17 protein-coding genes are annotated in these 13654 nt (G+C 65.7%); 5 read left to right on the top strand and 12 right to left on the bottom strand.

Features of this window, described 5'->3' with window-relative positions:
- Nucleotides 1-84: 84 nt before the first annotated feature.
- Nucleotides 85-471, top strand: coding sequence for a putative zinc-binding protein (locus ACX1DW_RS21120; RefSeq protein ID WP_110775964.1), 387 nt, complete (start codon nt 85-87; stop codon nt 469-471).
- Nucleotides 472-554: 83 nt separating this feature from the next.
- Here the strand turns inward: ACX1DW_RS21120 and ubiT are convergent, their stop codons facing one another.
- The 5 genes from ubiT to norR form a co-directional block, all read right to left on the bottom strand.
- Entirely contained in the window at nt 555-1049 is a 495-nt protein-coding gene (gene ubiT, locus ACX1DW_RS21115; protein WP_110775963.1) for a ubiquinone anaerobic biosynthesis accessory factor UbiT, read from the bottom strand.
- Nucleotides 1043-1933, bottom strand: coding sequence for a U32 family peptidase (locus ACX1DW_RS21110; RefSeq protein ID WP_013983969.1), 891 nt, complete (start codon nt 1931-1933; stop codon nt 1043-1045). The genes ubiT and ACX1DW_RS21110 overlap by 7 nt, the downstream gene beginning before the upstream one ends.
- 14 nt (nt 1934-1947) lie before the next feature.
- Nucleotides 1948-2943: a ubiquinone anaerobic biosynthesis protein UbiU gene (gene ubiU / locus ACX1DW_RS21105; RefSeq protein WP_063542104.1), complete on the bottom strand. Its 996-nt coding sequence runs from the start codon at nt 2941-2943 to the stop codon at nt 1948-1950.
- A gap of 204 nt (nt 2944-3147) precedes the next feature.
- A complete protein-coding gene (locus tag ACX1DW_RS21100) occupies nt 3148-3357 on the bottom strand; it encodes a hypothetical protein (RefSeq protein WP_013983970.1) in 210 nt (69 codons plus the stop codon).
- A gap of 74 nt (nt 3358-3431) precedes the next feature.
- Nucleotides 3432-4958 (bottom strand): nitric oxide reductase transcriptional regulator NorR, encoded by a 1527-nt coding sequence (gene norR / locus ACX1DW_RS21095; protein WP_110775962.1) that lies wholly within the window; start codon nt 4956-4958, stop codon nt 3432-3434.
- A gap of 155 nt (nt 4959-5113) precedes the next feature.
- Here norR and ytfE point away from each other — a divergent pair, with 155 nt between their 5' ends.
- From ytfE to ACX1DW_RS21075, 4 genes are all read left to right on the top strand, one after another.
- Entirely contained in the window at nt 5114-5827 is a 714-nt protein-coding gene (gene ytfE / locus ACX1DW_RS21090; protein ID WP_110775961.1) for an iron-sulfur cluster repair protein YtfE, read from the top strand.
- Entirely contained in the window at nt 5824-6342 is a 519-nt protein-coding gene (locus ACX1DW_RS21085; protein ID WP_053527701.1) for a hypothetical protein, read from the top strand. The genes ytfE and ACX1DW_RS21085 overlap by 4 nt, the downstream gene beginning before the upstream one ends.
- Before the next feature lie 135 nt (nt 6343-6477).
- On the top strand, nt 6478-7161 hold the full coding sequence (locus tag ACX1DW_RS21080; RefSeq protein ID WP_045633844.1) for a Crp/Fnr family transcriptional regulator: 684 nt from the start codon (nt 6478-6480) through the stop codon (nt 7159-7161).
- A 67-nt stretch (nt 7162-7228) separates the two neighbouring features.
- The gene (locus ACX1DW_RS21075; protein WP_095460801.1) at nt 7229-7420 is read left to right on the top strand and encodes a DnrP protein; all 192 of its coding nucleotides are present in this window, start codon (nt 7229-7231) and stop codon (nt 7418-7420) included.
- Nucleotides 7421-7680: 260 nt separating this feature from the next.
- Here the strand turns inward: ACX1DW_RS21075 and ACX1DW_RS21070 are convergent, their stop codons facing one another.
- The 7 genes from ACX1DW_RS21070 to ACX1DW_RS21040 form a co-directional block, all read right to left on the bottom strand.
- On the bottom strand, nt 7681-9522 hold the full coding sequence (locus ACX1DW_RS21070) for a nitric oxide reductase activation protein NorD (protein ID WP_208216715.1): 1842 nt from the start codon (nt 9520-9522) through the stop codon (nt 7681-7683).
- A gap of 83 nt (nt 9523-9605) precedes the next feature.
- Complete coding sequence (locus ACX1DW_RS21065; RefSeq protein ID WP_003293321.1) at nt 9606-11030, bottom strand: cbb3-type cytochrome c oxidase subunit I; 1425 nt, start codon at nt 11028-11030, stop codon at nt 9606-9608.
- A gap of 44 nt (nt 11031-11074) precedes the next feature.
- On the bottom strand, nt 11075-11515 hold the full coding sequence (locus ACX1DW_RS21060; protein WP_011914545.1) for a c-type cytochrome: 441 nt from the start codon (nt 11513-11515) through the stop codon (nt 11075-11077).
- A 254-nt stretch (nt 11516-11769) separates the two neighbouring features.
- Nucleotides 11770-12276, bottom strand: a complete 507-nt coding sequence (gene ahbB / locus ACX1DW_RS21055; protein WP_110775959.1) for a siroheme decarboxylase subunit beta — start codon at nt 12274-12276, stop codon at nt 11770-11772.
- Nucleotides 12251-12694 carry an Lrp/AsnC family transcriptional regulator gene (locus tag ACX1DW_RS21050; RefSeq protein WP_003293325.1) on the bottom strand — a complete coding sequence of 148 codons (444 nt, stop codon included), beginning with the start codon at nt 12692-12694 and terminating at the stop codon, nt 12251-12253. The genes ahbB (ACX1DW_RS21055) and ACX1DW_RS21050 overlap by 26 nt, the downstream gene beginning before the upstream one ends.
- Nucleotides 12687-13199 (bottom strand): siroheme decarboxylase subunit beta, encoded by a 513-nt coding sequence (gene ahbB, locus ACX1DW_RS21045; RefSeq protein WP_110775958.1) that lies wholly within the window; start codon nt 13197-13199, stop codon nt 12687-12689. Before ahbB (ACX1DW_RS21045) ends, ACX1DW_RS21050 begins: the two co-directional genes overlap by 8 nt.
- Nucleotides 13196-13654 (bottom strand): AsnC family transcriptional regulator, encoded by a 459-nt coding sequence (locus ACX1DW_RS21040; RefSeq protein ID WP_110775957.1) that lies wholly within the window; start codon nt 13652-13654, stop codon nt 13196-13198. The genes ahbB (ACX1DW_RS21045) and ACX1DW_RS21040 overlap by 4 nt, the downstream gene beginning before the upstream one ends.

The raw sequence follows: 13654 nt of genomic DNA, 5'->3' as shown, positions 1-13654 counted from the left end.
CTCAGCGTTCTTGATTGCTGTCAAAGCCAGCCAGGCATTCGGCTTGGAAAATGGCCAGCGTCAAGACGCTGCCGGGAACATGCCATGACTGTCACCACGCCCCTGCCGCTGGTCTACTCCTGCTCGGGATGCTCGAACGTCGCCCAGCTGGCCAACACCCTGGCGGTACGACTCGATCGCGCCGGACTCGCGGAAATGTCCTGCATAGCCGGCGTCGGTGGTCGTGTCGCGGCGCTGGTGAAAAAGGCCAATTCCGGCCGGCCGATCCTGGCCATCGACGGCTGTCCGATGCATTGCGCGCGTGCCTGCCTGGCGCAGCACGGCGTGACGCCCGACGTGCACATCACCCTTAGCAGCTACGGCCTGCGCAAGCGCTACCGGGAAGACTGCAGCGAGGAAGAGATCATGGCGCTGTTGGAAGACATGAAGGACATCATCGCCAGCGACCGGATGCAGCTGCGCGCGGGATGAGATTCCGCAGGGGTTGGCCTGCTACGCGGAGCGACGCCAATAGCGCACCGGGATAGTCACCGGCGCGCTCAGCGCTCCCTCGCTCAGGCGTTGGCGGCCTGCGCCCGATTGGCCGCGGCCACCTCCTCTCCCGCGCCCTGCAGCAGCTTCCACAGCCAGCTCGGCAGGGTGTCGGGGTCGAGGCTGTCGATCAGGTTCTTGATCGCCAGGCCCAGCTCGGTGTCCCCCTCGATGACCAACCGGCGGCGGAAGAACAGGGTGTCCGGGTCTTCCTGACGGCTGGCCAGCAACAGAAACTCGCGCCAGTTGCCGCGGATGCTCACCTCTACCGGCGCCTGTGCGGCGATGCGCAGCTTGCCGCGCTCGCAGGTCAGGCACCAGGCGAGTCCGAGGTCGGCGACCTCGAGCTTCATCCAGTGGCCATCGAGCACGTCGAACGCACCATCATCCAGAGCTTCGGCGAATACCTGATTGAGGCTACGCTCCAGCGCCAGGCGCTGGAGCAGGAATGGCGTCTTCGCCGCCAGCGGCAGCAGGCGGCCACCGAGATTCACCAGATGGGCTCGCGGCTTCAGCATAAACCGGCCTCCTCGGCACGCAGCATGCCCGGCTGGCCATGCCAATAACCATTGCAACCATCCACCGCCAGCGGCGGCAGCGCACCCTTGCGCACCGTATCGAAGGCGCCAATCACCTCTTCCATGCCGGCGGCCCGCGGGCTCAGGCGCAGCAGGTCGGCGCCGCTGTCGACCAGGCCCGCGTAGTCGGCAAGCAGGTTGCTGACCGCGGCGGACATGGTCTGGATACCGTTGATGGTGAACAGCGCCTCGCCCTCCTGGCTGAGCAGCGGGATGCCCTCGGGATAGTTCTGGCAGCAGAACTGGCAGTCGTCCTTGGGGCGGTTCTCGGCACGCGCGGTGAAGCAACGCGCCGAATAGGCCAGCGGCAAGTGCCCGTAGGCGAAGATTTCGATTTCCGGCAGCGCCACGCCCAGCTCCTGCAGTTGCGCGCGGGCGCTCTTGATCAGCTTGCCGGAGGCTTCCACCGGCGGCACCCAGCGGCTCATGCCGCTGGCCACCAGCTCGGCCAGGGCATGGCCGTTGTAGAGGTTGAGCGCCGGGCCGCCGACGAAGGGCAACTTGCGCTCGGACATCAGCTGCACCGCGCCCATGTCGTTGGCTTCGACCAGCAGCTCGCCGTTGTCGCACAGGCGGCGCAGGCTGGACAGTTCTGAAGCCGCCTCGACCAGTGTCAGACCGGACAGGACCAATTGAGCCGAGGAGGCCTCGGCCAGGTCGCGGGCCAGCCCCAGCCAGTCGTCGAGCATCATGGCGCGGCGCTTGGAGCAGACCGTTTCGCCGAGATAGATCACGTCCAGCGGCTGCTCCGCCATGTTTGCGTAGAAATCCAGCGTCTGCTGGCGATCCCAGTAGAACAGCACCGGGCCGAGAGAGAGTTTCATGCGTGGCTCCTCGTTCATTGCCAGGCGCGGTGGTAGGCACCCAGGGTGGTCTGCGAGCCTTCGGAAAGGCCATCCAGCACCTGCCGCCAGCCGGGTTCGACCGCGTAGCGCTGCGGCGCCTTAAGGTAGCTGTCCAGCGCGGCGCGCCAGACCCGGGTGACCTGCTCGACATAGGCCGGGCTGCGCTGACGACCTTCGATCTTCATCGCGGTGACGCCGATGGCGGAGAGTTCCGGGATCAGGTCCAGGGTGTTCAGGCTGGTCGGTTCCTCCAGCGCATGGAAGCGCTGGCCGTTGACCATGAAGCGGCCCTTGCACAGCGTCGGGTAACCGGCCGATTCGCCTTCGGCGTAGCGGTCGATGAGCACGTTGTTCAGGCGCGAGGTCAGCCCTTCCGGCTCCTCGCTCCAGCGCACCGCCTTGGCCGGCGAGCAGACGCCACAGAGGTTCGGCGACTCGCCGGTGAGATAAGAAGACAGGTGGCAACGCCCCTCGGCCATGATGCACAGGCTGCCGAAGGCGAACACCTCGATGGGCACCGGGCTGCTCGCCGCGACCTGCTTGACCTGCTTGAGCGAAAGCACCCGCGGCAGCACCGCACGGCTGATGCCGTAGCGCTGCTGATAGAAGCCCAGCGCCGCGGCATTGGTCGCCGAGCCCTGTACCGACAGGTGCAGCTTGAGCTTGGGATGGCGCTTGCTGGCATAGCCGAGCACGCCGGGGTCGGCGGCGATCAGCGCATCGACGCCCATGTCGGCGGCCTGGTCGACGGCGCGCTGCCAGCGATTCCAGCCGTCCGGCTGGGCATAGGTGTTGACGGCAATGTATAGCTGCCGGCCCTTTTCACGGATCAGCTGCAGGCCCTTGTCGAGCTGCTTTTCATCGAGATTGAGGCCGGCGAAATGGCGGGCGTTGGTGTCGTCGCGAAAACCGACATAAATGGCATCGGCGCCCTGCTGGACGGCGGCCTTGAGCGCGGGCAGGCTTCCTGCCGGGCAGACCAGGTGCATGACAACTCCTAGACATTCGGGTACATGCGCGCCACGCACAGGCGGCGCGGCGGTCGTTCGGCTGAACGGAAAACAGCCGGCAGTCTAGGCAGCTGACCAGTGGCCAGCATTGATAGGGGTCAAGATTGCTCGGACGTGGCCAATGCGACGAAATGCAGCGGATCGACCTGCATCGCGGTGGGTGCCAAGCGCAGGCAGTCGCTGTCAGATGCCCTCGTCACCCTCGAATTCCTCGGTCGCCCGCGCCACCATCTGCCGCCAGGCGCCGGATTCCTCGCCGAGCAGGCGCATGGCCTTGAGACTGGCAGCGAACGCGTCGCGGTAATGCAGCGGATTGTTCTCGCTGGCGGCGCGCTCGGCAAAGGCTTGCGCCTCGTTCAGCAGCGCTTCGAATTCGTTCTGGTCCAGGGCCATTGGCATCTCCTCGAGGTTGTGCTGTGAGGTTAGACCATGGCGCGCCGACGACGACTCTGGCCGCCCGACAGGCGCTACTTCAGCTTCAGCCGCCGCGCCAGTTTGTGCAGGTTGCTCGGGTCGACATCCAGCAGTCGCGCCGCCTGCGCCCAGTTTTCGGCGGAGGCTTCCAGGGCGCAGACGATGGCCCGGCGCTGCGCTGCATCCACCGTCTGGCGCAGCGACAGTATCTCGTCGACCGCCACCGGCTGCTCGGCCAACGCCGGCGCTTCCGTGCCCGCGGCGTGGCTGTCCAGATCCAGCAAGTCGGGCTCCAGGGTGAGAATTTCGCTGCGCGAGGCGCCGCGGCTGAGCAGGCGCAGGGCCGCGCGACTGACCACATGCTCCAGTTCGCGCACGTTGCCCGGCCAGGAATAAGCCAGCAGCGCCCGCTCGGCCGCTGGCGACAGCCGCATGCTGCGTAGTCCCAGGCGCGCACGGTTGAGTTCAAGGAAGTGCCCGGCGAGGATCAGCACGTCGTTACCACGCTCGCGCAATGGCGGGATCGGCGCCGGATAGACCGACAGCCGGTGATAGAGATCGGCACGGAAATGCCCGTCACGCACGCTGTCGCGCAGGTTGCGGTTGGTCGCGGCGATGATGCGCACGTCCACCTGGCGCGGCTTGTCTGCACCGAGGCGCTGGATCTCGCCGTTCTGCAGGGTACGCAGCAGCTTGGCCTGCACCGTCAGCGGCAGCTCGCCGACCTCGTCGAGCAGCAGCGTGCCGCCGTTGGCTGCATCGAAACGACCCGGACGATCGGTAGTGGCGCCGGAGAAGGCGCCTTTGACGTGGCCGAACAACTCGCTTTCGGCCAGTGATTCCGGCAGCGCCGCGCAATTCACATGCACCAGCGGCTTGTTGCGTCGCCGCGAATGGCGATGCAGCCAGCGCGCGAACAGCTCCTTGCCGACCCCGGTTTCGCCCAGCAGCAGCACCGGCAGCTCGGAATCGGCGACTACCTGCAACTCGCGCAACAGCTCGCGAATCGCGTCGCTCTGACCGAGAATTTCGCCTTCGCCGTGATCCTGCGACGACTCCAGCACATCACTGCGGGCCAGACGCAGGCCGCGGTTCTCGTGCTCCAGGCGGGTGACCCGCACGGCGGCTTCGATGATCAACGTATAGCGCTGCAGGTCGCAGCGGGCGTCGTCGCCGAAGGTGCCGGCGTGCAGCGCATCGAGGGTCAGCGCGCCCCAGAGCTTGCCTTCGACGTAAAGGCTGACGCCCATGCAGTCGTGCACCGGCAAGGGCTCGCCGACGTGCGCGTCGAGCAACCCGTCGTAAGGATCGGGCAGGCGGCTGTTTGGCTCGAACCAGGTCGGCTCGCGTTGCGAGAGGATCGCGGCCAACCGCGGATGCTGGGCGACGACGAAGCGCCGGCCGAGCGCTTCCTGCACCAGCCCGACCGCGGCCAGCGGACGCAGGCTGTCCTCGTCCAGGCGCAACAGCACCACCGCGCCGCAATTGAAATGCTGCTGCAAGGTATGCACGAGGCGTTGCAAGCGCACGGCGTTGGGCAGCTCGGTGGTCAGGTCGGCAAGCAGTGCGTCAGCCATCATGGTTCCAGTTACCCTCCGGGTTTTGAACACCATAACCACTCCGGGTAGATTTCACCAGCGGCCGCGCCAAAACGCCCGCTGGCGCCGGCCCGGCATCTGGCACGCCTGTTGCGATGACCCGTGCATGTTTATCAGGACGCATCAGGATCGCTGCCATGACCGACCTACTCGACCAGACCCTCGGCAATCTCGCCTGTTCAGTGCCAGGCGCCACCCGCGTGTTCCGCCAGTACCGCCTGGATTTCTGCTGCGGCGGTGATCTGTCGCTGCGCGAGGCTGCCCAGCGCATCGAAGCCGATCCGCAACATATCGCCGATGCGTTGCTCGCCCTGGAACCCGACGCCGAAGACAGGGACTGGCGCAGCATGCCCGCGGGGCAGCTGATCGAATACATCCTCGCGCGCTTCCACGAGCGCCACCGCGACCAGTTGCCCGAGCTGATCCGCCTGGCCAGCCGCGTCGAGCAGGTCCACGGCAGCAAGCCGGGCTGCCCCAACGGCCTGGCCGAGCACCTGTGGAACATGCAACAGGAACTGGAAAGCCACATGCTCAAGGAAGAACAGATCCTCTTCCCGATGCTGCAGCGCGGCATGGGCTTTCCACAGGCCCAGGGGCCGATTTCGGTGATGCGCTACGAGCATCAGGAACACGGCAACGCGTTGCAACGACTGGCGCTGCTGACCAACGACATCACCCCACCGGGCAACGCCTGCAACACCTGGCGAGCGCTTTATCGCGGGCTGGAGGAGCTGCGTGACGATCTGATGCAGCACATCCACCTCGAAAACAACGTGCTGTTCCGCAACGCCGAAGCGCCGCTCACCGCCAACGCGGATGAGGCTCAACGCATCGGGGTGACACAGCCATGAAACAGTACCTGCAACCGCTCGCCTGGGGTGTGGCCATGGCCTCCATGGTCGCCATGGCCAGCGGCTTCGCCCTCAGCATGGTGGCCGGCACCGCCCAGGCGGCAATGGCCCACGATCATGGCCAGCATGACCAAGCGGCAGTGATCGAGCCCCGGCCGGGTGTCCGCTGGAGCACTGACGAGGCCCTGCGCGAGGGTATGACGCGCATTCACCAAGCGGTCCAGCGTAGCCTGCCGGATGCCCCGGGCGAATCGATCGGTGACCAGGCGGCCGCCGAGCTACAGCGCGACATCGAGGCGGCGACCAGCTACCTCGTCGCCAACTGCAAGCTGCCGGAAGCCGCGGATGCCGCGCTGCACGGTTTGCTGATCGATCTGCTCCGCGGCGCCGAGGCGCTGTCCGAAGCCGACCAGCGCGAGCTGGGCCTGCAGCGCCTGGTCGACGCACTGGAGCGCTACCCGCAGCTGTTCGCCGCGCCGCTCTGGCGTGACGGTTTCGTCGCCCGCCTGTATTGATCGCACCGGGCGGCGGCGTTCACTCGCACGCCGAACCTTGACGTTGGTCAACGTCCGACATGCGCCACCGACACCACATGCGCTAGGCTGAGGCCGACGTTGTAGTAATCGTTCCACTGAAACAGGACGCCTTGCATGGTGCTTCACCGCGTACACCACCAGATTCTCCGCAGCCATCACCTGTTCGAACCGCTCAACGAAGAGCAGATGGAAGAACTGCTCAACTCCAGCCAGCTGCTCAACCTGGACAAGGGCGACAACCTGTTCCATCAGGGCGAGCCGGCGCACAACTTCTATTTCGTCATCTCCGGCGCAGTGAAGGTCTACCGCCTGACGCCGGACGGCCAGGAGAAGGTCTTCGAGGTCATCGGCAACCGCCAGACCTTCGCCGAAGCCATGATGCTGATGGACACCCCCAACTACGTGGCCTCGGCCCAGGCGGTCTGCCCGTCGCAGGTCTACCGCTTCTCCAACGCGGCCTACATGCGTCTGCTGGAGGCCAACCAGCGGCTGACCTTCGCCCTGCTCGGCAAGCTCTGCGTGCGCCTGCACCAGCGCATCAACGAGATCGAGACCCTGTCGCTGAAGAACGCCACGCACCGCGTGGTGCGCTATCTGCTGACGCAACTGGCACGGGTCAAGGACGACAGCAACAGCTTCGAACTGCCGATGGCCAAGCAGCTGGTGGCCGGGCACCTGTCGATCCAGCCGGAGACCTTTTCGCGAATCATCCGGCGCCTGATCGACGAGGGCATCATCACCCAGGAAGGTCGGCAGATCGCCATCCTCGATCGCCAGCGGCTCGAGCAGTTCGAGTGAGTTGATCGCCATCAAAGTCGGCGGCGCGGGCCGCGTGTCAGGCTTTGCTGGCGAGGAGGAGCACCATATGCCCAAGTGCCTGTACTGCCAGCAAGACAATCCGCCGGGGGAAGCCGAATGCAGCAACTGCGGCATGCCCCTGCCGGAGCACGCCGACAGCGCCCCGGAACGCCGCCAACGGCGCTTCCTCTGGTTCTGCATAGCCCTCAGCATCTTCTGCGCGGTGATGATCGTCTGGCTGCCGCGCTATCTGTTCTGATCGCCAGGGCGAATCACGCTTAACCGATCCGTACGAAGGTGCGCCGCGGGCGTGAACAGCGCCACCCACCCTACATGCCACGCCAGCCGCCCGGCCAACGAACCCCGTCGGTCGCAGGATGGATCGCGCCTCACCGATTTCACGGAATGGCCATCCACCGAGCGGCTGCTCGGTGGACGTGAAAAGCTACATCCACCCTACCGTCCTGCAATACAGAACCGCGGCGGCTGTAGCACACCGCGATATCCGCCATTGCCCGCCTACGGCTGGGTCAGCTGCTTGTACAGCTGCGGCAGGCGGAACGGCAGCTGCTGCGGCTCCTTGATCAGGGTGTAGCCGTTGGCGCCGAACATGTACGGCAGGTAATCGCCGGCCTCGCGGTCGATGGTGATGCAGAACGGCAGCAGGCCCTGCTTGCGTGCCTCCATCACCGCCTGGCGGGTGTCCTCGACACCGTAGCGGCCTTCGTACAGATCCAGATCGTTCGGTTTGCCGTCGGTCACCAGCAGCAACAGCTTACGCCGCTGCTTGCAGGCGCCGAGCAGTTCGGTGGCCTGGCGAATGGCCGCGCCCATGCGCGTGTAATAGCCGGGCTTGAGCGCCTGGATACGGCCGCGGGTCTCGTCGCCGTAGGGCTGGCGGAAGCTCTTCAGCTCCTGCATGCGCACCTGCTGGCGGCGCAGCGAGGAGAAGCCGTACAGCGCAAAGGGATCGCCCACCGCCGACAGCGCCTCGCCGAACAGCAGCAGGCTGTCGGTGACCACATCGATCACCCGGTGCTCGTTGTCCAGGTGCGCATCGGTGGACATCGACAGGTCGGCCAGCAGCAGGCAGGCCAGGTCGCGGCGGTTCTGCCGCTGCTCCATGAACAGACCACGCTCGGCGCACTGGCCGTTCTGCCGCTCGACGTGGAAGTCGAGCCAGGCCTGCATGTCCAGCTCGGAACCCTGGGGTTGCTGGCGCAGCCACTGGCGGTCGTTGCGCAGATGTTCGAACTGCCGACGCAGGCGCCGCGCCAGCGGCGACAGGTGCAGCGGCAACGGCTTGGCTTCCGAGCCGCGCGGCAGCATCAGCTGCAGGTTGACGAAATCCTTCTGCAGACGCTGCTTGCGATAATCCCACTCGGGCAACTTGATGCCCTCGCCCAGCGGCACATCGTCGAAGTCCGCGGCCGGCAGGTCCAGATCCAGCTTGAGCCCGCCGCCCTGCCGCATGCGCTGACGCGACAGCGCCAGTTCGTCGAGATCCTCGGCGACACGGGCCGCGTCCAGGTCCTCGGTGTCGTCGCCGCAGCGGTCCAGCTCGATGTGTTCGGACCAGCTGAACAGGTTCTCCAGACGGAACAGCAGCAGGCCACCCTTGCTCGAGCTTTCCTCGACCCGCCGAGCCCGCTTGCGCTGGCGCGACTCGCCGCCGGGCGGGGTTTCCAGATTGCCCTCGCCTTCCTCAGCGCGCTGGGCGGCCTGGGGCTCGCCTAGGTTGTCCGCCGGATACAGCCACAGCGGCAGCGGCCAAGGCGCGCGCTCGCTGCGCGGGAACTGGCTGACGCTGCCCGGCTCGCGCAGGGCCTGGCACAACGCGCTTTCCAATGCAGCCTCGGCCTTGGGCAGCTGGCTCGGGTCCGGGCGCAGCTGCAGATGGGCCTCGACCAGCCGCCGGTAACGCGCGCGCATGGCCGGAAACTGCTCGAGGATGGCCTGGGTCCAGCGCTGGTTGTCGCGCGCCCAGTGTCGCATCTGCCCAGCCTGCGCGGCGAGCAGCGCCAGCCAGCGATACAGGTCCTGATTCAGCGAGACTTCCGGGTAGACCGCCAGGCTCTGCGGCAGCCGCAGATTGCTGGCGTCGCACCAAGCCACCGGCAGTTGCTTGCAGGTCCCGGCGACCTGTTGCAGCAGGTTGCGCCTGAGCAGCAGATCACGCGCGCTGGCGGCTTCGACGCCGACCCCGCTGGCGCCACCCATAGCGCGGAACAGCAGCGACAGCGGACGCTGCATGCTCTCGAGATCGACCCGTGCTTCCGGGAAATCCGGGCTGGCGCGACGGGTGATGAAGCGGTGCCAGACACTACCGACCCACTCTTCCACTTCGATGGTAAAGGCCATGGCGGGTTACTCCGTGCTGGCAGTTGAAACGCAAAACGGCCCGCTAATACCAGCCGGGCCGTCGATGCTCATTGCGAACCGTCTCAGGCCGCGGCGGCTGCCGCTGCTGCGACCGGTACCCGACCGCGCTGGCGGAAGCTGTACAGGTAGCAGACCAGACCGATCAAGAAGATCACCCCGGCCACCAGACGCAGCCAGAAGAAGATGGCCAGCTGGTCGGCGGTTGCCATGAAGGACATGGCGGCACCATCGGCAGGGATCCGCTGCAGCCAGACCTGCACCACGCCAGCGGCGGTGAGGAACAGGGTGATGGCGACCATCGACAGGGTCATCAGCCAGAAGCCCCAGACCTCGATGCGCTGCGCCCGTGCATCCGGCGCTTCACCCAGGCCACGCAGACGCGGCATCGCGTAGCTGATCATGGTCATGACGATCATCGCGTAGGCGCCGTAGAAGGCCAGGTGACCGTGCGCGGCAGTGATCTGCGAGCCGTGGGTGTAGTAGTTCACCGGAGCCAGGGTGTGCAGGAAGCCCCATACACCTGCGCCGAGGAAGGCAGTCACGGTGGTGCCGATGGCCCACAGCGAGGCGGCCTTGTTCGGATGCTCGCGGCGGCGACGGTTCACCATGTTCAGGGCGAACAGCACCATGGCGAAGAACGGCAGCGGTTCCAGAGCGGAGAAGATCGAGCCCAGCCACAGCCACACGGTCGGTGCGCCGATCCAGAAGAAGTGGTGGCCGGTGCCGATGATGCCGGTGATCAAGGCCATGGCGATGATCACGTAGAGCCACTTCTCGACCACTTCGCGGTCAACGCCGGTGATCTTGATCAGGACGAAGGCGAGCATCGAACCCATGATCAGTTCCCACACGCCTTCCACCCACAGGTGCACGACGAACCACCAGTAGTACTTGTCGCGCGCCAGGTTCTCGGGGTTGTAGAAGGAGAACAGGAAGAACACCGCGAGGCCGATCAGACCGGTCATCATCACCGTGCTGACCACGGTCTTGCGACCCTTGAGCATGGTCATGCCGATGTTGTAGAGGAAGCCCAGGGCGACCACCACGATGCCGATCTTGGTGATCGTCGGCTGCTCGAGGAACTCACGGCCCATGGTCGGCAGCAGCTCGTTCTTGGTCATTTCCGCCAGGCCCGCATAGGGCACGAACAGGTAACCGAGAATGGTCAGCACGCCGGCCGCGGCGAACACCCAGAACAGGATGATGGCCAGTTTCGGACTGTGCAGTTCGCGGTCCGCTTCCTCGGGAATGAGGTAGTAGGCCGCGCCCATGAAGCCGAACAGCAGCCAGACGATCAGCAGGTTGGTGTGAACCATCCGCGCCACGTTGAACGGCAGCAGCGGGAACAGGAAGTCACCCACCACGTACTGCAGACCCATGATCAGACCGAACAGGATCTGACCGACGAACAGCATCAGCGCAAACACGAAGTAGGGTTTGGCGACGGCCTGCGATTGGAATTTGAGATGCGGGTTGAGAATGCTCATCTCGTGGCCCCTCCAGTGAATTCGGAAACAAAGACGTTCATCACTCAACCTTCCTTGTTTGGCGGCCAGTTGTTGGTGTCGATCTTCGAAGTCCACTTGAGGAACTCCGCCATATCGTCAACTTGCTGCTCGGTCAGATTGAATTGCGGCATCGCGCGGCGGCCGGGGGCGCCGAGTGGCTGAGCCTTCATCCAGGCGTGCAGGAAGGGCTTGAAGGCCTCCTCACCACCCCGGCGGACGAACACGTTGCCCAGCTCCGGCGCGAAGTAGGCGCCTTCACCCAGCAGGCTGTGGCAGCCGATGCAGTTGTTGTTTTCCCAGACCGCCTTGCCGCGAACCACCGCCTCGGTCATCTCCGATGCATTGGTTCGTTCGGGGAAAGTCTGCTCTGTGTGGTAGGTAAGGCCGAGGAATACCAGGAAGAAGAACACGCTTCCTCCGAAGTAAATATTCCTGGCCATCCCTTTGGTGAAGGTCTCGGACATGGTCGCCTCCTCATGGCTTGGCGTGGCCAGTTTAAGAAGGGGGCTATCGAAACCTGCTTGATGGCAATCAAGAAAAACCCGAACGCAACAGTCAGGCTTTCCAGGGGGATCGAAGGGAGGTCGCAAGCCCTTGCGGGGCAAGGGTTCCAGCGCTTTTCAGGCGCGCCCGCCGGGCATCGGGCCGCTGTGCAACGGGCTTGTGCACCCGCTGGCCGGCGCTGCCGGCGAGGGCGAACGGCAGCGCCGACGGGGGCTCAGGCGCGGCGCTGAGCGGCCAGGCGCAGGCCGGTCTTCTTCAGGATGCGACTGGACACCAGCATCTCGTTCGCGTGACAGGCACTGCCGAGCAGCGCGCGAATCTGGTTGCGGTAGGCCTCGATGTCGCTGGCATCACGCCCGTGCACCATGGCGAACAGGTTGTAAGGCCAACCCTCGCGGCGTGGCCGTCGATAGCAGTGGCTGACGAAGGGCTGGGCACCGATCAGCGCGCCCAGACGGTCGATCTCGGCATCGTCGACATCCCACACGGTCATGCCGTTGTGCCGGTAACCCAGGCGGTAGTGGTTGGGCACCGCGGCGATCCGCCGAATCGCCCCTTCGGCCTGCAGGCGCTGCAGCAGCGCCAGCGTGTCGTCCACCTCGAGCCCCAGCTCGTCAGCGAGCCAGGCCCAGGGGTCGGCCACCAGCGGCAGTCCGGCCTCGGTCAGCTCGACCAACCGACGCACCAGCGCTTCGTCAGACCGGGAAGTGCAAACCGACATGATAGGTTTTCTCCTTCGGCAGGTTGAGCACCGTCAGGCCGGTCTGCGCCTCGATGCGGGCGATGGCTTCGGTGACACCCGCAGGCGTCTCGCAACCGAGCACGAACCACATGTTCCACTGGTGCTCACGGCGGTAGTTGTGGGCGACCTCGGGCATCGCCTCGAGCTGCGCGGCAACCTCGTCGAAGCGCGCCTCCGGTACCGCCAGCGCGGCCAGGGTGAAGGCGCCACCGAGGCGCTCGACATCGAACATCGGGCCGAAGCGGGTCAGGGTGCCGTCCTCGAGCAATGCCTGGACCCGCTGCCGCAACGTCTCGGAGCTGCTGCCCAACTCCGTAGCCAGCGCTTCCCATGGCTGGCGGACCAGCGGCAAGCCGTGTTGCAGGCGATTGATCAGCAGTCGATCGAAGTCATCCATTGGCGACGTCCGGCAATGGCGGCGCGAAACGTCCGCCACACTGTTTGAAGGCCCGCGTGCTGAACAGCAACTGGTGCGGCACATCGCTCAGACCGTGCTCGGCCAGCAGCCGCTCGATCAGTCCGCAGACCTGTTCACGCTCGCGACCGTGAACCATGCAGAACAGGTTGTAGGGCCACTGTGGCAGGCGCCGTGGCCGCTGGTAACAGAGATTGACCCCGGCAGCCTGGCCCAGGCGGCGGCCGATCGCGTCGACCAGCTCGTCGGGAATATCCATCACCAGCATGGCATTGGCGCGAAACCCCAGCGCCCGGTGTTTCAGCACCAGCCCAACGCGGCGGAACAGCCCGGCCTCCTGCCACTGTTCGACCTGTTCGAGCACCTGTCGCTCGCTGCAGCCGATCTGCTCGGCAAGGCGCTGGTAGGGCCTTGCCGCCAGTGGCAGGCCGGCCTCGAGCAGGCGGCGCAGCTGCATCGCCTGCAAATCGTTTAGGCAGTCGTTCATGACGGTTCTCCCAAGGGAAAGCCCAGATCGATGCGAAACGCGTTGAGCATCGGCAGGTCCAGGGGCACCAGTCCGGTGTCGGCTTCGATCTCGGCGAGCACTCGGTCGATGTGCGCACGGTCCGGCCCGGTCAGCACGAACCAGAGGTTGTAGCGATGCTCGCGCAGATAGTTGTGATTGACCTCGGGGAAGGCATTGATGCGGGCCGCCACCTGCTCCAGCCGCGCTTCGGGCACGGCCAGCGCCACCAGGGTGCTGGCGCCGGCTCGGCTGTGTTCGAACACCGGGCCGACGCGCGAAAGCCCGCCGGCGGCCTGCAGCTGTTCGAGGCGGGCCAGCACCTCGTCCTCGCTGCAGCCGAGTTCCTCGGCCATGGCGCGGTAGGGTTCGGCACACAGCGGCATGCCGTGCTGAAAACGGTCGATCAGGCGGCGACTGAGAGCGTCGATGTGCAT

The organism is Stutzerimonas sp. KH-1 (genome assembly GCF_054483855.1).
This window is presented reverse-complemented; position numbering and strand designations above follow the sequence as displayed.